The organism is Gemella haemolysans (assembly GCF_028308085.1).
GTDB classification, from domain to species: domain Bacteria; phylum Bacillota; class Bacilli; order Staphylococcales; family Gemellaceae; genus Gemella; species Gemella haemolysans_D.
The window spans coordinates 43,165-62,655 of sequence record NZ_JAQMFS010000027.1 but is presented as its reverse complement, the minus strand read 5'-3'; the positions used below and the strand labels follow the sequence as shown (position 1 = coordinate 62,655).

Here is a 19,491-nt window from a genome sequence, read left to right as displayed (position 1 = left end):
AATAGCCGATTCCAAAGGCTTTTGCTATGTTTGCGAAATTTGAGTAATATTCTAGGTGTAGCTATTGACATTACTACTAAAAATGGTATCATTGTAGCATGAGTTAATAATATATTATAAAATGAAAATTTTGTAATGATAGAGAAATGAGAATAAGCTTTGTTAAGAATTAATAGGAATTCTTATGAAGTATCCAGTATTAATGGAATACTAGAAAACTATTAAATATAGTTAGAAGACGATGTTTAAAGAGAAATGAAGAGGATTATATTATATATGTATAAAGAAATGTTGCAGGAGAGAAATTAATGAAAGTTAGAAAAGAGAATTTTGTAATAGATAGTAAAAAGTGTATTGGATATATAACTGATACTGCAAAATACTTATTGATTCAACCTGTTGATGAACATGATATAAAAGTATTGGATAACGAAGTAGAAGAAATTCTAAAAAATACAGACGAACTATTCTCGCTTATTGCTTTTAAAATAGAGGATTGGAATAATGAACTTTCTCCTTGGGAAGCCCCTCCGGCATTTGGAAATAAATCTTTTGGTTCAGGTGCTAAAGACACTTTAGAATTTATTGAAAGTAAGTTAATACCAACGGTTAAAGAAAAATATAATCTAGGTGTTGAAATTAAATTTATTCTAGGTGGTTATTCTTTGGCAGGTTTGTTCAGTCTTTGGAGTGCGTATAAGTCAAATACATTTTCAGGTATTGCTGCAGCTTCTCCTTCTGTTTGGTTTAATGGCTGGGGAGAATTTATGAATAATAATACGCCATTAAGTAACACTATTTACCTAAGTTTAGGTGACAGTGAAGAGAAGACAAAAAATAAAGTAATGTCTGCTGTTGGAGATAATATTAGAAAACAAGAAGAACTATTAAAAAATGATAATATGAATACAATATTAGAATGGAATAAAGGTGGACATTTTAGTAATTCAGATATACGTGTAGCTAAAGCATTTACTTGGTGTATTGAAAATGTTTAATTAGAAATATTAATTAACTTTAAAATAGAAAAGAGAGTTTCAGTAAAAGATAGAATAGATTGTAAGTGAGTAGACAGACTTTTTAAAAGCCTATTTCCTTTCATTCTATTCTTTTTCACGTTATAATTAAGTTACTATTACTAGAAATTTTCGGAGGTAACATATGAATGAAGTTATTAAAACGATGTTAGATCATCGTACGACTCGTAGTTTTGTAAAAGGAAAAGAACTACCTAAAGAACATCTTGAGCAAATTATCGCTAGTTCTAAACAAGGATCTAGCTGGATGAATGGTCAACACTATAGTATTATTGTAACAACAGGTGAAACTAAACAACAAATTGCTGATTTAATTCGTGATAAAGCCCCTGGTAATGCTGCTCATATTGAAAACTCTGCTGCGTTCTTACTATATTGTTTAGATTATACTAATATTAAATTAGCGTTTGATATTGAAGGTGGAGAGTTTGATATTACTAATCAACATGAGCCACTACTTATCGGTACTTTAGATGTTGGTATTGCGATGCAAAATGCTGCTTTAGCTGCTGAGTCTTTAGGATACGGAATTGTTTATTGTGGTGGAGTAAGAGGTTTTGGTGATAAGATTTCTGAATTACTAAATATTCCAGAAAATGCTCTGTTCCTATGTGGTCTAAGTATCGGTGTGAAAGATGAAGAGTTATCTACGGAGAAAGTTAAACCTAGATTACCAGAAGCGGCTAATGTAGGATACAATGAATTTCCTAAATCAAATGTTGAAGTATTAAAAGAATACCGTCAAACTATGGTAGACTTCGCTGAAGCACGTGAGACAAAAACATGGACTAAGAAATTCGCTGATTTCTATGCACAACCTTCAGGAATAGAAAAAGTAACTAAAGAACTATTAGAAAAAAATGGTTTTGTAAGTGAGAAGGAATAATAAGGTTAATTATAAAGGAAAGTATGTAAATGAACATATTTAAATTCTTTAAAAGATTTATTAAACAACCTGAAAACATAGTTGTTGATTTTAGAAAAATTACATCAACTGAAGATATTAGTGATATAAATGAATTTATTGCTGTGGATTTAGAAACTACAGGATTAAGTTCATATGAAGATAGAATATTGGAAATTGGTGCTGCTCATTTTAAAGACGGAAAGATAATTAATAAGTTTAACATGTTTATAAATCCTAAAATTCCAATTTCTGCAAAAATTACTAGTATAAATGGTATTACTAATGAAATGGTAAAAAATGAACTGTGTGAGTATGAAGTTATTAAATCTTTTTATGATTTTGTTAAGATTCCTGCTAGTAGAGGAATAATTTTTTGTGCGCACAATGCTAATTTTGATTTTGGGTTTCTAGAATATGCTTTTAATAGAAGTCAAATTAGTTTAAGATTGAAGTATATGGATACTTTACAGTTAGCAAAATTATATATAGAAGATATAAAAAATTATAAGCAAAGTACTTTGGAAGAATATTTCAACATAAGTAATGAAAAGTCACATAGAGCTCTTACCGATGCAATGGCATGTGGTGAAATATTTATAAGTTTGATTGAATTATATAGATTAAAACGTAAAGATGGTCCAATAAACTATAGAAAAAAGAAAAATATACCAACAGATGAAGACTTACAAGTTTGTGCACACATTCTATATTTTCTAAAAAGTAGAGGAGTAGACATTGGAACTATTTCATTTTTTAGGAATAGTTCAAAGTATGTTGATATTAGAGTTAATGGTGTAAATTTCTTAAGATTTAAAATTCAAAAAAAAGGTAAATATATTATATGTGATAAGAGTAGAATAGATTTCAATAAGTATGTTAATGAAGATTGCACTGAAACAGAAGGTGGAATTAATTATGCTAGAATATTCTTTTCGAATTCTATGTTATTAGATAGATTGTCTGCTTATATTTTTGATTCTTATAATGAAGGAATAGAGAGATGGAATAGTATTTTAGAGTATGGCTTGGATGATGATTTTGAGGAATATTTAGTTAACTCAACAAGTATTGATGAAGCGGAAATGAATGAATTACTTCTTGAAGCAAAAGAAATTGATGATACTGTTGAGGTTAAAACAAAAGAAAAGATTAAAATTGATCAAGTAGTATTAACGAAAAAATCTGAAAGAATTCCATTAAATGAAATAGAGAATATTGATGATTGGGATAGAGGATTTGATGAAGGATTTCCGTTTTATCTAGAAGGTGAAGATGAAAGAAAAGCAGGAAATATAAAAGAGTCTATAAAATTATTTGATATAGCAAGGGAAAAAGGTTATAGTGCACCTGCATTATATCGCTCTTATGCTATGGCGTATAGAAAAATTAAAGACTACGAAAATGAAATACTTATTCTACAAGAAGGTATAGAAAGAGATGAAAGACATAGGGATTCATTAGAAGGAAGATTGAATAAAGCTATTGAATTACTATATAAAAAACAAAACTCTAAGAAATAAAATCTAACGTGAAACATTGGTAATACTATGATATTACTGATGTTTTTCTTTTTTTAATTTTTTTTAAAAAAACTATTGTCAAAAAAGGTCAAACATGCTATAATTTATTTAAGGTCAAAGAAGGTCAAAAAAATAAAACTTAAATATACTCCATAAAACTTTTAGTTTATTGAATGTTTAGGTGTATCTTTTAAAGATTGTATCTCCTGTTTCTATCATTGGAGATACTGGTCACCGAATTAAAATACCTTTTGATCTAATAATTTAATCAAAGGAGATTTACAATGGATATTAATAGTTTTACTAATAGTGTGAAAGAAATCTTAGCGAAATCTTCCGAGTTTGCAACAGATAAAAAAAGTCAAAGTATTACGAGTGAGATGTTCTTAAAAGCGGCACTTACTGGTAGTAATTTATATAGTGATATATTAGGAAGAGTAAATGTTGATAAGGTGAATTTAACTCATGAGTTAGATAATGAGATTGCGAAGGTAAATAGTGTAGAAGGAGATAATATCAATTATGCTAGTTACTTAAGTAATGATTTGAATGCTTTATTAATAGAAGCTAATAAATATAAAGAGAAATATGAAGATAAATTTATTTCGTGTGAACATATCGTTCTAGCGAGTTATTTGAAAAATAGTATAGTAAAAAAATATATCGATAAGGTAACTACGTTAAAAGATTTAGTAGCTGTTATCGATAATATCAGAGGAGGTAAAAAAGTTATGAACGAAAATCCAGAAAACAACTACGAAGTTCTTGAGAAATATGGTCGTGATCTTGTAGAAGCTGCACGTAGTGGTAAAATTGATCCTGTGATAGGACGTGATGAAGAAATAAGAAATGTAATTAGAATTTTATCAAGAAAAACAAAAAATAATCCAGTGTTGATAGGGGAACCTGGGGTAGGTAAAACTGCGATTGTTGAGGCGCTGGCTCAACGTATTGTGCGTGGTGATGTACCTGAAAGTCTTAAAGACAAAACTGTATTCGAACTTGACCTTACTAGTTTAGTCGCAGGAGCTAAATATCGTGGTGAGTTTGAAGAACGACTAAAAGCTGTATTAAAAGAAGTTAAAGAACAAGAAGGAAAAATCATTCTATTCATCGATGAAATTCACATGCTTGTTGGTGCTGGTAAAACTGATGGAGCTATGGATGCTGGTAATATCTTAAAACCAATGCTTGCTCGTGGTGAACTTCACTGTATCGGTGCTACAACTCTTAATGAATATCGTCAATATATCGAAAAAGACTCTGCATTAGAACGTCGTTTCCAAAAAGTTCTTGTTAAAGAACCAACAGTAGAAGACACAATCTCAATACTACGTGGTCTTAAAGAAAGATTCGAAGTTTATCACGGTGTGAAAATCTCTGACCGTGCTATTGTAGAAGCTGCAGAATTATCTAACAGATATATTACCGATAGATTCTTACCGGACAAAGCTATCGATTTAATCGACCAAGCTTGTGCAACTATTAAAACTGAGAACTCTTCTAATCCAGCTGAATTAGATACAATCAATCGTAAAGTTATGCAACTTGAAATAGAAGAAAAAGCCCTAAGTGGTGAAGATGATGATGTATCTAAAAGACGTTTAGAAAACTTAAAAGAAGAGTTAGCTAATCTAAAAGAAGAACAAAATAAACTTCAATTACAAGTTGATAGTGAAAAAGAAAAATTATCAGCTGTTAAAAATCTTCGTGAAAAAATTGATAGAGTTAAATTAGAATTAGAACAAGCTCAAAATAGCTATGACTTAGAAAAAGCTTCTGAATTACAATATTCTACTTTACCAAAATTAACTCAAGAGTTAGAAGAATTAGAAGAAAAATCTAAACACGAAGAGTACAAACTTCTAAAACAAGAAGTTACTGAAGATGAGATTGGATTTATCGTAAGTCAAATGACTGGTATTCCTGTAACTCGTTTAGTTGAAACTGAAAAAGAAAAATTATTACATCTTGCTGATACTATTCATGAAAAAGTAATTGGTCAAGATGAAGCTGTAGAGAGTGTAACTAATGCAATCTTACGTTCTCGTGCTGGTATCGCTGATCCTAATAGACCAATCGGTAGCTTCCTATTCTTAGGTCCTACTGGGGTAGGTAAAACTGAACTTGCTAAAGCATTAGCTCTTAACTTATTCGATGATGAACGTAACATCGTGCGTATCGATATGAGTGAATACATGGAAAAACACTCAGTTAGCCGTTTAATCGGTGCCCCTCCAGGATACATCGGTTATGAAGAAGGTGGTCAACTTACTGAAAGTGTAAGACGTAATCCTTACAGCATTATCTTAATGGACGAAATTGAAAAAGCTCATCCAGATGTGTTCAATATCTTACTTCAACTTCTTGATGAAGGTACACTTACTGACTCTAAAGGTGTAGTAGTAGATTTCAAAAACACAATAATTATCATGACTTCTAACATTGGTTCATTAGAACTATTAGAAGAAGTTAAAGACGGTGTAATTTCTGAAGAAACTCGTAAAAATGTTACTAACCAACTTTACGGATACTTCAAACCAGAAATCCTTAACCGTATGGATGATATTATTATCTTCAAACCATTAACACAAGATAATATTAAAGGGATCGCTAATAAACTTCTTAATGAACTTGTTGCACGTATCGCTAATAGAAATATTATTTTAACATATACTGATAATATTTCTAGTTGGGTTGCGACTGCTGGATTTGATATGAAATTCGGTGCTCGTCCACTTAAACGATTCATCCAAAGTCAAATCGAAAACAAACTTTCAGTTGAATTAATCCGCCATGGTATAGAAGATGGAATGGAAATCCACTTAGATTATGTAGATGATGAATTGAAAATTGATATTAAATAATATATTGATTTAGCCCCATAAAGAAGGCGACTCAATAAATTCGATTTATCTGAAATCGCAATTTTTGAGCTGATTCCAAATAACTATAGACCTCAGGAGAAATCCTGGGGTCATTTTTTGTATAAATATTAGGGAGTTATTATTGCTTAAAGTAGAATTTAGGTGTATAATTGTATTACAAAAGTAACACATTAAGAGGGTGAGAAAAATGACTACTTTAACATTAAGATTGAATAAAGAGGAAGAACAGATTTTTAATTCTATTTCTGGCTTATACGGTGGTAAACTATCTACTACTATTAAGCAACTTGCACTTGAGAAGATTGAGGATGAGTATGATCTACAACTTATAAAAGATTTCGAAAGTCGTGAGGAGAAAGGTGAGATAACTTTAATAGAGTTTGATGATTTAAAGAAAGAGTTTGATTTATAATGTATAAAATTGTTTTTGATGAAGCGATAAAAAAAAATTTAAAAAAATTAGATAAACAAACTTTAAAGATTTTATTTAATTGGATTGAAAAAAATTTGAGTAATACTGATGATCCGCGAAGTAAGGGAAAAGCTCTGGTTGGTAATAAAAAAGGTTATTGGCGATACAGAATAGGGGATTATCGTTTAATAACAAGAATAGAAGATGATAGACTTATTATAATTGCTATTAATTTTAAACATCGAAGAGAAGTTTATAATTAAAGCTGATTTTTCAAAAATAATAGTTAAGTTGTAGGAGGAATTTTAATGAAAATAGCGGTTATGGCTGGAACACCGATTGATTCGAAATTAGGTGCTGAGTTACTAAATTCATATGGTTATGATGATGTAGTTTTAGTACCGATTTCTAATAATCCAGTAGAACAAACTACGTTTCAAGCGTTAGAAGATGAAGAACGTGAAAATATTATTGTAAAGATTATTGATGAATTAAAAGAGAAAGGTTGCGACGTAATCTTTGTATATTGTAATTCACTTAGTTCTGTTGTCGATTTCGATAGATTGGCAGAAAAAATGAATATTTCTATTATTACTCCTATGCAAATGTATAGAAATCTAGGTCTTGAGTATAAGTATCTTGCTGTAATGGCGGCTAACTCTCATGGTCTTACGGGTGTTGAGAACAATCTTTATGTATCGAATCCACGTCTACGTGTATTAGGATTATCGATGTTGGAGCTTGTTAAAGCGATAGAAGAAGGAAATAAACCTGAACAAATAGTTGATGATTTCAACTTTAAGACACTGTTTAATTATTTCGAATTGACTAATGTAGAAGCAGTTGTTCTTGGATGTACTCATTTTCCTTATATCAAAAAAGAACTTGAAAAAATTACTAACCTTCACATTATTGATGTAGGAGTATTTATGATAGAGAGTTTAAAGAGAAAGGATATATAGAATGCCAATAGGAATAATGATTAATACGATTGCTATATTCTTAGGGGGGATAGCTGGAGCTCTTTTAGGAGATAAGTTACCAGAAAAGTATAAAGAACAATTAAATATGATTTTTGGACTTTGTTCAATGGGAATGGGAATAGCGTCAATTGGACTTATGAAATATATGCCAGCGGTAATATTCGCGATTATTATAGGGACATTGGTAGGATTATTCTTTAATCTTGGAGATTTAGTATATAGAGCTTGTGCAAAATTGCAAAAACTTATGGTGAAAGTTGTTCCAAAAACAAATACTTCTATGTCAGAGACTGAATTTTTAGCTACGTTGATTACGGTTATTGTGTTATTTTGTTCTAGTGGAATGGGAATATATGGAAGTCTTAGTGAAGGTATAACAGGGGATCCTAGTTTATTAATTACGAAGTCTATTCTGGATTTCTTTACAGCTGCTATTTTTGCATGTAATCTTGGGTATATTGTATCTCTAATAGCTGTACCACAATTTGTTATTTTTACGTTATTATTTTTATCAGCTGGTTTAATAGTTCCACTGACAACACCTGAAATGATTAATGACTTTAAAGCGTGTGGTGGTTTCTTAATGGTTGCAGCTGGATTTAGAATATTGAAACTTAAGATGTTTCCGGTTGTAGATATGGTACCTGCGATGATATTAGTTATGCCATTTAGTTGGCTTTGGGTAAATGTGATTTTACATTTATTATAAATATATATAAATAAAGCTAGTTAGAATTTGTTTCTGACTAGCTTTTTTTATGTTTATTATTTTAGATTCTGACTTCATAAAGTGCTGAGGTTACCATTTTCCTTCTAAGTAACTTTCATTTCTTTCTTTTGCCTGTTCGAAGATACTGTTGTATTCTTCTATCATTTCTTCTGTGTATTCCCCTTCAACTTGGTCACAGTCTAGAGAATAAAGTACTTTTTCAACTCTTTCATATACATCCTCTAGAGTAAACTCTTTATGAAGAAGTTTTTCTAATGTTTCCATACAGTTCGGATCGATTTTTGGATATTTGTAATTTATCTGTTGGTCTTTAATTCCGATATCGTAAAACTCATGCATTATGTTAGCACGTTTTTGTTGATCTCCAAATACACTGATGTATATAGAAACAACTACTGAATCTTTGATCTTTCTTTGAGCAATTCCAGCGAATTTCTTTCCATTTATGCTTAGGTCATAATCACCAGGGCAGTATGAATTAGTTATTTCAATAGCTTCAATTTTGTTAGCACCTTCTGGGAAGACGGCTTTGATAAAATCTGTCATTAGCTCATAACCTTCATTAATTGAAAAGTTTTCTTTTGGTTTATTCATAATGATTGATAAATTTAATATACCTTTATCTGAAATTATCCCTAGCCCTCCGATATTTCTAACAGCTGGAATAATATTATTTCTATAAAAAGCGAATAATGCTTCGTCGAAAAATGGAACACGTGTATCTGGAGCTCCAATTATTGCTGAGTTCGGTAGTGTGTACATGTGTAAAATACACTCATCATTCCCAGAAATTGTACGTAAAAACATTTCATCAGTAGCAATAGGTATTAGGGGATTTACAATATTTAATGTTTTATAGACATTGAATTTTTTATTTCGAATAAGATCTAGCATAGCTACTCCTTCTAAATTTGTCGATAATATATATAACTTAAAAATTAATACTTTATCATTATAATTTAAGAGATTAATTTATGCAAGGCTTTAATTAGATTAGGAAATAAAAAAAGGAGACGGGAGCGACTCAAAAATCGTGATTTCGTAGAGATCGATTTTGTCGAGTCGACCCCGCACAGGTTATTAGATATCTAAAAAGCTTTTGTAAAGCGAATTTAGATATCAATAAGCCACTGCGTCTATGAGTTCTCATACACACTTTATTAAAATTTAGGACTTTTGGGTCAGCCCATCTCAAATTATTTTATAGGTTAAGTTTGTAATCTTCTGGTTTAATAATTGGTACAATTTTTGTAAATAGTTTTACGAAGAAGAAACCAGAAACTATTGGAATTAGTGCGAAGACGATAGCTGCTTTTAATATTTCTAAAGCACTTCCGTCAGTAGTCGCAAGGTGTGCTAATGGTCCAACTAGACCACTGAATCCAAATCCAGCACTCATCGATGTACCTTTAATGTTTAGTATTGCGGCGAATACTCCTGAAACAGCAGCACTACAAACGACCGGTAACATAATTTTTGGCTTAGCAAAAATATTTGCCATCGAGATTTTCGGAGATCCGATAAAGTGTGCGAAGCAAACTCCTTTAGAGTTAACTGCCCATCCTGCTATTGCAAGTGTGAATCCACAAGCACAGATTCCAAGGTTTGCAGCTCCTGAAGCTATTCCATCTATATTAATCGCGAGAGCTACCCCAACTGATGTAATTGGAGAAACTACAAGACACGCGAAAATAATCGCGATAAGAATAGTAAGAATGATAGGTTGTAATGTAAGTAGGTGTTTAATTCCATCTCCTAATAATTTAGTTACTCCAGAGAAGAATGGAAGTGTATATCTACCAATACCTCCGATAATAACAAGTGTTAATGGAGGTAGGATGATTACAGCATAGTTTTTAGCTTTATCTCCAATTAGAAGGATGAATATTGTTGCTAATGCAGCTGTAAAGATCATAGTTACGATATCTCCAGAACCTTTTAACATAAGTCCTGTTTTGTCTGGAGTAGGGATAATTGAACCACTCGCAAATAGAGTAGCTAATCCTATAGATACACTTTGTACTGGAGTAAATTTAAAGAATAATCCAATAATAATTCCTGAAGCTAAACCTATCATAGCATTGGAAATTGTTATTGATAATGATAAAAACGCAAGTGCAGGATAAACCTTACCTATATATTTAAGTAGTTCACCAAGCAAGGCACCTGGTACTAAACATAGAACTGTTCCTAGGGCGATACCATTAAGGACGTTCATAGTAAAATTCTTAATAGAAATTTTCTCTTTCATAAACATCATCTCCTTTATGTATTCGTTACCTAAAAAGGTTACTAATTATTATAGCGTAAAATATATATTTTGTACATTAAAATTTACTAGTTTTGAAATAATAAATTAGGAATAAATTAAAAAAAAAAACTGACTTAAAAAAAGCCAGTTTATTAATAATATTATAGAGCTGTAAATGCAGCTGTAAATCCAAAAATTATGCCTGGTGAGTTGGCTATAACTATTGGCCAATCACGTTTTTCTCCTAGTAGAGCATAAAGTACCCAAAGAGTACAGTTTATTCCTGCAACGAAAGGTTGAATAAAGTCTCCTTTATGACCGTGTATATTTTCTGAAATTTGTGGTATATATGATATATACATTAGCATAGCTGTGAATGTTGCTACCCAACTAAGTATTTTGAAAAATTTTGTATTCATATTATCCTTCTCCTTTCAAAGTATTGAAATATACTAACATATATAAATATACTAACATATATTAAAGGATATTTCAAGTGAACTTATTAAATATTATAATTGAAAAGGATTTAAATTAAATATAATCATGAAGTGATACATATTTATAGAGAAAATAGTTTGTTTAGTTTGATTTGTATAGTTCGGTATATTATAGTATAATGTAATTTAAAATAACTAAGGAGTTTTAAAAGATGAAAGTATTAAGAAAAATACTAGCGTTATTAATAGTATTAGCTCTTTTTGGTGGTGGAGCAACATATGCGTTAACACCAAGTGAAAGTATAAATAATTCAGAAAAATTAGCAAATCATGATGCTAAGATTAAGTTGGAGGATCTAAATGAAGATTTTATTTCAAATCTTAAATTAGTTGATTCAAATATTAAAACATCATTGAAAATTAATAATAATACATTTCTATCTATATTTAAGAATGCTGTACCAGCCAGTTCGGAATTACTAGATGGAAACTATAAGCTGGTCGATAATCATATTGAAGCAAAGTTACCTGTTAAATTAGGACCTTGGAATACAATTATTAATACTAATATAAAAGTAACTGGTGCTAATAATAGTGTAGATTTAATATTGGAAGATGCTAAAATTGGTAAGGTGCCTATTCCAAATTTTGCTTTAGAAAAATATTTAAAAGAAGCACTTACTGGAAGTGGCGCAGGGGTTAACGGTAATACTATTACTATTAAATCACTTGACTTACCAGTTGTTGTTGATAATATAGAGGTTACTGAAAGTAATATTAATGTGACTGCATCACTTAGTAGAGAAAAAGCCTTGAAATATGCTGCGGAGAATTTTAACGCATATCGAAGAGTATAAAAAATATTAGACTTTTGAAAATGAACAATTATTAGAAGAACTTCTACATATGGAGTCTTTCTAATAGCAGGTTTTTAAAAGTCTTTTTTTTAATTTCATGATATTTTCAGATAATTTCAAATTAAATTCACATAAAAGACTTGAAAGTTTTATCTTGATGTAATATAATATACATATCGTAAATAAAGACAAGACGACTATGTGGAGTTTTAGAGAGAAACTGGTAGGTGGAAAGTTTTATAGAAGCATAGGAGTTATCACTTTATTGTGTAATAATTTTAATAGAACAAACAAGTGCTCTTGGTAGGAGTTAAAAGAGGTGGTACCGTGGATACATTTCGCCCTCTATAACTTTTACTAAGAGTTTTTTATTTTGAAAGGAGAAAAAATGGTAGAATTAAAAGATACATTATTAATGCCAAAAACGAAGTTTCCAATGCGTGGAAATCTTCCAAATAAAGAACCTGAATTCCTAAAACGTTGGGAAGAAATGGATTTATACAACAAAATTTTAGAAAAAAATGCTGGGAAACCTTCATACGTACTTCACGATGGACCTCCATATGCGAATGGTAACATTCACATTGGACACGCATTAAACAAAATCTTAAAAGACTTTATTGTTAAATATAAAAATATGAATGGTTTTGTTTCACCATATGTCCCAGGTTGGGATACTCACGGTCTTCCAATCGAACAAGTATTAGTAAACAATGGTGTTGATAGAAAATCTATGCCAGCTAATAAATTTAGAAATAAATGTAAAGATTATGCTTTAAAACAAGTTGATAAACAACGTGCTGACTTCAAAAAACTTGGAGTATTAGGTGATTGGGATAACCCATACTTAACTTTAGATCCAAAATTTGAAGCTGAACAAATCCGTGTATTCGGTAAAATGGTAGACAAAGGATATATCTACAAAGGATTAAAACCTATCTACTGGTCACCATCATCAGAATCTGCATTAGCTGAAGCTGAAATCGAGTACCACGATCACACTTCACCATCTATCTATGTTGCTTTTGACTTAGTTAGTGAAAATGGTGCAGTAGAAAAAGGAACTAAGTTTGTTATTTGGACAACTACTCCTTGGACATTACCTGCAAATTTAGGTATTGCTGTTCACCCAGACTTTGAATACCAAGTTGTTAAATATAACGGAGAAAGCTACTTAGTAGCTAAAGAAAGAGTAGCATTCTTAGCTGAAAAATTCGGTTGGGAAAACTATGAAACAGGTGAAGTATTAGTAGGTAAAGACTTAGAGTACTTACTATGTCAACACCCATTCTTAGACAGAACATCTACAGTAATCTTAGCTGATTATGTAACACTTGATTCAGGGACTGGTTTAGTACACACGGCTCCTGGACACGGGGTTGATGACTATCTTGTTGGTCAATTACAATACAAACTTGGAGTATTATCACCAGTTGATAACCAAGGTGTTCTTACAGAAGAAGCTGGACAATTCGCTGGTAAATTCGTATTCGATGCGAACAAAGACATTATTGCGCACTTAGATGAAACTGGAGCATTATTAAAACAAGAAGATATTACTCACTCATACCCACATGACTGGAGAAGTAAAAAACCAATTATCTTCAGAGCTACACCACAATGGTTCTGTTCTGTTGATGCATTCCGTAGTGAATTACTTGAAGCTGTAGACAACACTAAATTCTACAGTGAATGGGGTAAACCAAGATTATATAACATGATTCGTGACCGTGGAGACTGGGTAATCAGTCGTCAACGTGTATGGGGTGTGCCAATTCCTGTATTCTACGCTGAAAACGGAGAAGAAATTTTAGATATCGAATTAATCGAACACGTAGCGAAAATCTTTGAAGAAGAAGGATCAAATGTTTGGTTCTACAAAGAAGCTTCTGAATTATTACCGGAAGGATACACTCACCCAGGAAGTCCAAACGGAGTATTCACTAAAGAGATGGATATCATGGACGTATGGTTCGACTCTGGTACATCTCACCAAGGATGTTGTGCAATTCGTGAAGATTTAACTTACCCAGCTGACTTATACTTAGAAGGAAGTGACCAATACCGTGGATGGTTCAACTCTTCACTAATCACTTCTGTAGCGGTATCAGGAGTAGCTCCATATAAAGAGTTAGTATCTGCTGGATTCGTAATGGATGGTAATGGTAACAAGATGAGTAAATCATTAGGTAACGTTATTTCTCCTAACGATGTAGGTAAAGAATTAGGTGCTGAAATTATCCGTCTATGGTCTGCAAGTGTTGACTATACTCAAGACGTTCGTATCTCTAAAGATATATTAAAACAAGTATCTGAAACATACAGAAAAATAAGAAATACTTTCCGTTTCTTACTAGGAAACTTATTCAACGGAAGCTTCAACAATAAGACTGATTTTGTTGCGTATGAAGACCTTGAAGAACTAGATAAATACATGGTTCTTAAATTCGAAAAAGTTGTTGCTAAAGTATTAGATTACTATGAAAACTATCAATTTAACAGTATTACTACTGAATTAATCAACTTCTTCAACGTTGAATTATCTTCATTCTACCTAGATTATGGTAAAGACATCCTTTACATCGAAGGTGAAGATTCTCACAAACGTTTAAGTATGCTAACAGTTCTTTACACAGTATTAAGTAAATCTGTTAGATTACTTGCTCCAATTCTTTCATTCACTGCTGAAGAAGTATATGACAACATGCCATACGAAGATGCTGAGTCTGTTCACTTAACTGACTTCCCAGCTAAAAACGTAATCGAAGATGCTGCGTTAGAAGCTAAATGGGATAAACTTCTTGAAGTTCGTGATGATGTGAATAAAGCATTAGAAGAAAGCCGTAATGAAAAAGTTATCGGTAAATCTCTAGAAGCAGCTGTTGAAGTATACAGTAATGATGCAGAAGTAGTTGAGTTATTAAACTCTGTTGATAACTTAAACCAATTCTTCATCGTAAGTAAAGTTGCTGTTAAAGAAAACGATGGTGTAGCTTATGATCTTGCTACTGTTAAAGTAACTAAAGCAGAAGGACATCGTTGTGACCGTTGTTGGAACATCGTAGATGAAGTAAACGAAGAAGGTTTATGTCCACGTTGTGCTAGCATCTTAAACAAATAATAGAATAACTTACATATAGAACTTAGGTTAAATTTAATCTAAGTTCTAATTTTTTTTAATAAATTTTATAGAGTCCAAAAAAATGGACAGATAGATTGTTATAATTAAATCACAAAACGAAGAGGTGATTAAAATGGAAAATGATTATATTACAATTACAGGGATGGAACACTATTTTGGAAATAAAATTTTTAAAGTGGGAGATGTTATCAGTTGTGAAAAAGAGTTTGATAACGACTATGATGAAGAAGCTATTAAAGTTATGATGAAAACTTTCGGTAAAGTTGGCTATGTAGGAAATTCTTGTAGAACTGTTGCCAAAGGTACGAAAAGTGCAGGAAGAATTTACGATAAAGTTGGAGATAAATTTTTTGTAAAAGTTTGTTTTGTTACTGGAGGTTCTGTAATCGCAGAAGTTGTTAATAGAGATGTGAAAATACATAAAAGTAATAGAAAAATTCGTAAATAGTTGTTATTATATACATATGTGTATATAAGGAGCAAAATTTATGGAAAAAGGAAGATATCAAAAATTAAAGCTATTGTACCTATTAGAAATATTAAGAGACTATAGCGATGAAAATACTTATTTAAGTGTGAAAGAATTAACTACTTTACTCTTGAAAAAAGAAATTATTGTTGAGAGAAAAACTCTATATAAAGATATAGAATTAATACAAGATTATGGATTTAATATTGTTGTTGAAAAGAATGGTCGTGAGAATATCTATGCATTAGTGGAAAGAGAATTTGAGCTTGCTGAGGTGAAGATGCTAATCGATGTAATCCAGGCGAGTAAGTTTCTAACTGTAAAAAAATCACGAGACCTGATTTTAAAATTGAAGAAATTAGCGAGTAAAAAACAAGCTCAGAAAATTCAAAGACAGGTATATTCTTTCGAAGAAAACAAATATATAAATGAAAATATTTATTACAATGTTGATGCAATTCACAATGCAATTGCAGAAAATAAGAAAATTGATTTTAATTATTGGCAATGGAATTATAAAAAACAGATGATTGATAGAAAAAATGGTGAAGTCTATAATGTAAGTCCATTCGCTCTTGTATGGAATGATGAAAATTACTATATGGTTGCTTTTGATGCTAAGACAGAGCTGATAAAAAATTATCGTGTTGATAAAATGCGAAATGTTGTTATTGCTAATGATGACAGAGTGGGTCATGAAAAGTTTCAAAAAGAAGATATATCTAGTTATTCGAAGAAAATATTTGGTATGTATGGTGGAACTTTAGAAAAAGTGACTTTAGAGTTTAAAGAATCATTAATAGGAGCAATCGTTGATAGATTTGGAAAAGATATTATTATTCATAAAAAAGATGATATTTATCAAACTTCAGTAGAGGTTATGTGTAGTGGTCATTTCTTAGGTTGGATTTTCTCTTTAGGTAACGATATAGAAATATTAGCGCCTCAAAATGTTCGAGATTTATATGTTGAGAAAGTAGAAAATTTACTAAAAAAATACAAATAAAAAAACTCTAGTAGAATTTTAAGAGGGAGTTCTACTAGAATTTTTGTATGTTTAAAATCAAAAAATATATAAATTCATTTAGCTTTATTAGTTAGATAAAAAACGTAGTTAATATCAACTTAAAATCGTGTTATTGTTGTTGCTTTAAAGATAAATGAATGTTATAATTAAGAGATGAATTATAATATGATTATAAAATCATTTAATAGAAAAATATGTCGGAAGGAAAATGTTAATGGCTATTTTAGGAAAAATATTTGATGCTAACAGAAGAGAAGTAAAAAGCTTATCAAAATTAGCTGATAAAGTATTAGCTAAAGATGAAGAATATTCAAGTCTTAGCGACGAACAATTAGTAAATAAAACAGAAGAATTTAAAGCGTATATCCAAGAACAAAAAGAAAAAGGTAAAGAAACACCGGATATATTAGATAAAATTTTAGTAGATGCATTTGCTGCAGCTCGTGAAGGGGCATTCCGTTCTTTAGGGATGAAACCATATAAAGTTCAAATCATGGGTGGTATCGCACTTCACCGTGGGGATATCGCAGAGATGAGAACAGGGGAAGGTAAAACTCTTACTGCAACAATGCCTGTATACTTAAATGCATTAGCTGGAGAAGGGGTACACGTTGTTACAGTTAACGAATACTTATCTCAACGTGATGCTCAAGAAATGGGAGTTTTCTATAACTATATGGGACTTTCTGTTGGGCTTAACTTAAACTCTTTAAACTCTGAAGAAAAAAGAGCAGCGTACAATGCTGATATTACATACTCAACAAACAATGAGTTAGGATTTGACTACTTAAGAGATAACATGGTTAAAACAGTTGAAGCTCGTGTTCAACGTCCATTAAACTATGCCGTAATCGATGAGGTTGACTCAGTTCTTATCGACGAAGCTCGTACACCACTTATTATTTCTGGTGAAGGACAAGAATCAACTTCACTTTATCAAGTAGCGAATGCTTTCGTTAAAACTCTGAAAAAAGCAGAGGAAGAAGATGGAAGTGATGGAGATTATACTTTAGATATTAAAACTAAAGCTATTCAACTTTCTGAAAATGGTATTGATAAAGCTGAAAGTTACTTTGGATTAAAAAATCTTTATGATTTAAAAAATGTTGATTTAACTCACCACATTAACCAAGCGTTAAAAGCTAACTACACAATGGCTTTAGATGTTGACTACGTAGTTGCTGAAGATGGAGAGATCTTAATCGTCGACCAATTTACAGGTCGTACAATGCCTGGTCGTCGTTTCTCTGAAGGATTACACCAAGCTATCGAAGCTAAAGAAGGTGTTCCTATTCAAAAAGAAAGTAAAACAATGGCGACTATTACTTTCCAAAACTTCTTTAGAATGTACAAAAAACTTAGTGGTATGACAGGTACTGGTAAAACAGAAGAAGAGGAATTTAGAAATATTTACAACATGTTTGTAACAACTATTCCTACAAACAGACCTATCCAAAGGATTGATGCACCAGACTATATTTATTCAAACATGGAAGCTAAGTTCAATGCGGTAGCTCAAGAAGTTAAAGAACGTTATGACAAAGGACAACCAGTTCTTTTAGGTACAGTCTCTATTGAAACGAGTGAATTAGTATCTAAGTTATTATATAGATATGGAGTACCTCACAAAGTGCTTAATGCTAAGCAAAATGAAAGTGAAGCAGAAATTATTAAACAAGCTGGTCAACGTGGTTCAGTAACAATAGCGACTAACATGGCTGGTCGTGGTACAGATATTAAACTTGGTGATGGTGTTCGTGAATTAGGTGGTCTTGCCGTAATCGGTACAGAACGTCATGAATCTCGTCGTATTGATAACCAGCTACGTGGACGTTCAGGACGTCAAGGGGACCCTGGTTACAGTAGATTCTATTTATCTCTAGAAGATGAGCTAATGGTTCGTTTCGGAGCTGATAGATTACAAAAAATTATGGGTAAAGATGTAGATACACCACTTGAAAGTAGAATGGTAAGTAGATCTGTAGAAAGTGCTCAAAAACGTGTTGAAGGTAACAACTATGACTCACGTAAACAAGTACTTCAATATGATGATGTATTACGTAAACAACGTGAAATTATGTATGCTGAAAGAAATGAAGTATTAGAAAACGAAGTAGTTACTGATATTATTCAAGAAATGATCGGTGATGCAGTTGATAAAACTATGGCATATATCACTGAAAACTTAGAAGCGCACAGTGAAAAAGAAGAAACAGAAGAAATCATTAAATCACTTAACGAGAAGTTCCTAGGTCAAAAACCTATTACCGAGAGTGAATACTCAGATGTAATGTCTGATGATGAAATTCGTGAATTAGTATTACATAGAATTAATTTAGAGTTATCTGAGAAACGTGAGTTACTTGGTGATGAAACTATGAATTCATTCGAGAAATACATTCTTCTTAATGCAATTGATGATAGATGGACTGATCATATCGACCAAATGGATCAACTTAGAAAAGGGATTTTCCTACGTTCATATGGACAAATTGATCCACTTCGTGAATACAAAACTGAAGGTTACCAAATGTTCGAGGACATGATTGATGACATTCAAGTTGAAGTTGTTACTAACTTAATGCGTATTAGAGTAGAACGCCACGAAGAAATCGAGATGAAACAAGAACCTACGAACCTTGTAACTAATGATAGTAAAGAACATATCGCTCGTGGTCCGGTTAAGAGTGCTTCTCGTGAAGAGAAAAAAGCTCGTATTGAAGAACGTAAACAACGTATTAAAGAGTTAAAAGCTCAAAAAGATAAAGAAACTAATTAGTAGCTTATATAAAGAAGGAGACTTATTTTAGGTTTCCTTCTTTTAATAG

General features: G+C 31.4%; 16 protein-coding genes. 13 read left to right on the top strand and 3 right to left on the bottom strand.

The features are described from left to right. Positions 1 to 308: 308 nt before the first annotated feature. The 8 genes from PNO30_RS01965 to PNO30_RS01930 all read left to right on the top strand — a co-directional run bounded on the left by PNO30_RS01965 (position 309) and on the right by PNO30_RS01930 (position 8,456). A complete protein-coding gene (locus tag PNO30_RS01965) occupies positions 309 to 998 on the top strand; it encodes an alpha/beta hydrolase (protein ID WP_271986964.1) in 690 nt (229 codons plus the stop codon). 163 nt (positions 999 to 1,161) lie between these two features. Continuing rightward, entirely contained in the window at positions 1,162 to 1,923 is a 762-nt protein-coding gene (locus PNO30_RS01960; RefSeq protein WP_271986963.1) for a nitroreductase family protein, read from the top strand. Positions 1,924 to 1,952: 29 nt separating this feature from the next. Next, on the top strand, positions 1,953 to 3,464 hold the full coding sequence (locus PNO30_RS01955; protein WP_271986962.1) for a 3'-5' exonuclease: 1,512 nt from the start codon (positions 1,953 to 1,955) through the stop codon (positions 3,462 to 3,464). Positions 3,465 to 3,748: 284 nt separating this feature from the next. Continuing rightward, complete coding sequence (gene clpB, locus PNO30_RS01950) at positions 3,749 to 6,331, top strand: ATP-dependent chaperone ClpB (protein WP_271986961.1); 2,583 nt, start codon at positions 3,749 to 3,751, stop codon at positions 6,329 to 6,331. A 208-nt stretch (positions 6,332 to 6,539) separates the two neighbouring features. Beyond that, positions 6,540 to 6,764: a type II toxin-antitoxin system RelB family antitoxin gene (gene relB, locus PNO30_RS01945; RefSeq protein WP_271986959.1), complete on the top strand. Its 225-nt coding sequence runs from the start codon at positions 6,540 to 6,542 to the stop codon at positions 6,762 to 6,764. Continuing rightward, positions 6,764 to 7,027: a type II toxin-antitoxin system RelE family toxin gene (locus PNO30_RS01940; RefSeq protein ID WP_271986958.1), complete on the top strand. Its 264-nt coding sequence runs from the start codon at positions 6,764 to 6,766 to the stop codon at positions 7,025 to 7,027. Before relB ends, PNO30_RS01940 begins: the two co-directional genes overlap by 1 nt. Before the next feature lie 45 nt (positions 7,028 to 7,072). Then, on the top strand, positions 7,073 to 7,726 hold the full coding sequence (locus PNO30_RS01935; protein ID WP_271986957.1) for a glutamate racemase: 654 nt from the start codon (positions 7,073 to 7,075) through the stop codon (positions 7,724 to 7,726). A gap of 1 nt (position 7,727) precedes the next feature. Then, complete coding sequence (locus PNO30_RS01930; protein ID WP_271966376.1) at positions 7,728 to 8,456, top strand: DUF554 domain-containing protein; 729 nt, start codon at positions 7,728 to 7,730, stop codon at positions 8,454 to 8,456. A 90-nt stretch (positions 8,457 to 8,546) separates the two neighbouring features. Here the strand turns inward: PNO30_RS01930 and PNO30_RS01925 are convergent, their stop codons facing one another. From PNO30_RS01925 to PNO30_RS01915, 3 genes are all read right to left on the bottom strand, one after another. Then, on the bottom strand, positions 8,547 to 9,371 hold the full coding sequence (locus PNO30_RS01925) for a lipoate--protein ligase family protein (RefSeq protein ID WP_271986956.1): 825 nt from the start codon (positions 9,369 to 9,371) through the stop codon (positions 8,547 to 8,549). 307 nt (positions 9,372 to 9,678) lie between these two features. Beyond that, positions 9,679 to 10,728, bottom strand: coding sequence for a PTS transporter subunit IIC (locus tag PNO30_RS01920; RefSeq protein WP_048802727.1), 1,050 nt, complete (start codon positions 10,726 to 10,728; stop codon positions 9,679 to 9,681). Between the two features lie 161 nt (positions 10,729 to 10,889). Further along, positions 10,890 to 11,147, bottom strand: a complete 258-nt coding sequence (locus PNO30_RS01915) for a SemiSWEET family transporter (protein WP_271986955.1) — start codon at positions 11,145 to 11,147, stop codon at positions 10,890 to 10,892. A gap of 233 nt (positions 11,148 to 11,380) precedes the next feature. Here PNO30_RS01915 and PNO30_RS01910 point away from each other — a divergent pair, with 233 nt between their 5' ends. The 5 genes from PNO30_RS01910 to secA all read left to right on the top strand — a co-directional run bounded on the left by PNO30_RS01910 (position 11,381) and on the right by secA (position 19,442). After that, positions 11,381 to 12,025, top strand: a complete 645-nt coding sequence (locus PNO30_RS01910; protein WP_048802729.1) for a hypothetical protein — start codon at positions 11,381 to 11,383, stop codon at positions 12,023 to 12,025. Positions 12,026 to 12,413: 388 nt separating this feature from the next. After that, positions 12,414 to 15,146 (top strand): isoleucine--tRNA ligase, encoded by a 2,733-nt coding sequence (gene ileS, locus PNO30_RS01905; protein ID WP_048802730.1) that lies wholly within the window; start codon positions 12,414 to 12,416, stop codon positions 15,144 to 15,146. Positions 15,147 to 15,279: 133 nt separating this feature from the next. Then, positions 15,280 to 15,615: an HIRAN domain-containing protein gene (locus tag PNO30_RS01900; RefSeq protein ID WP_102169689.1), complete on the top strand. Its 336-nt coding sequence runs from the start codon at positions 15,280 to 15,282 to the stop codon at positions 15,613 to 15,615. A gap of 40 nt (positions 15,616 to 15,655) precedes the next feature. Beyond that, a complete protein-coding gene (locus PNO30_RS01895; protein ID WP_271986953.1) occupies positions 15,656 to 16,642 on the top strand; it encodes a helix-turn-helix transcriptional regulator in 987 nt (328 codons plus the stop codon). Positions 16,643 to 16,877: 235 nt separating this feature from the next. Continuing rightward, complete coding sequence (gene secA / locus PNO30_RS01890; RefSeq protein ID WP_271986952.1) at positions 16,878 to 19,442, top strand: preprotein translocase subunit SecA; 2,565 nt, start codon at positions 16,878 to 16,880, stop codon at positions 19,440 to 19,442. Positions 19,443 to 19,491: the final 49 nt, after the last annotated feature.

What these genes read in the sequence shown, in the direction of transcription:
- PNO30_RS01965 (WP_271986964.1), top strand. Translation starts at nt 309, where the DNA reads ATGAAAGTTAGAAAAGAGAATTTTGTAATAGATAGTAAAAAGTGTATT.
- PNO30_RS01960 (WP_271986963.1), top strand. Translation starts at nt 1,162, where the DNA reads ATGAATGAAGTTATTAAAACGATGTTAGATCATCGTACGACTCGTAGT.
- PNO30_RS01955 (WP_271986962.1), top strand. Translation starts at nt 1,953, where the DNA reads ATGAACATATTTAAATTCTTTAAAAGATTTATTAAACAACCTGAAAAC.
- clpB (WP_271986961.1), top strand. Translation starts at nt 3,749, where the DNA reads ATGGATATTAATAGTTTTACTAATAGTGTGAAAGAAATCTTAGCGAAA.
- relB (WP_271986959.1), top strand. Translation starts at nt 6,540, where the DNA reads ATGACTACTTTAACATTAAGATTGAATAAAGAGGAAGAACAGATTTTT.
- PNO30_RS01940 (WP_271986958.1), top strand. Translation starts at nt 6,764, where the DNA reads ATGTATAAAATTGTTTTTGATGAAGCGATAAAAAAAAATTTAAAAAAA.
- PNO30_RS01935 (WP_271986957.1), top strand. Translation starts at nt 7,073, where the DNA reads ATGAAAATAGCGGTTATGGCTGGAACACCGATTGATTCGAAATTAGGT.
- PNO30_RS01930 (WP_271966376.1), top strand. Translation starts at nt 7,728, where the DNA reads ATGCCAATAGGAATAATGATTAATACGATTGCTATATTCTTAGGGGGG.
- PNO30_RS01925 (WP_271986956.1), bottom strand. Translation starts at nt 9,371, where the DNA reads ATGCTAGATCTTATTCGAAATAAAAAATTCAATGTCTATAAAACATTA.
- PNO30_RS01920 (WP_048802727.1), bottom strand. Translation starts at nt 10,728, where the DNA reads ATGAAAGAGAAAATTTCTATTAAGAATTTTACTATGAACGTCCTTAAT.
- PNO30_RS01915 (WP_271986955.1), bottom strand. Translation starts at nt 11,147, where the DNA reads ATGAATACAAAATTTTTCAAAATACTTAGTTGGGTAGCAACATTCACA.
- PNO30_RS01910 (WP_048802729.1), top strand. Translation starts at nt 11,381, where the DNA reads ATGAAAGTATTAAGAAAAATACTAGCGTTATTAATAGTATTAGCTCTT.
- ileS (WP_048802730.1), top strand. Translation starts at nt 12,414, where the DNA reads ATGGTAGAATTAAAAGATACATTATTAATGCCAAAAACGAAGTTTCCA.
- PNO30_RS01900 (WP_102169689.1), top strand. Translation starts at nt 15,280, where the DNA reads ATGGAAAATGATTATATTACAATTACAGGGATGGAACACTATTTTGGA.
- PNO30_RS01895 (WP_271986953.1), top strand. Translation starts at nt 15,656, where the DNA reads ATGGAAAAAGGAAGATATCAAAAATTAAAGCTATTGTACCTATTAGAA.
- secA (WP_271986952.1), top strand. Translation starts at nt 16,878, where the DNA reads ATGGCTATTTTAGGAAAAATATTTGATGCTAACAGAAGAGAAGTAAAA.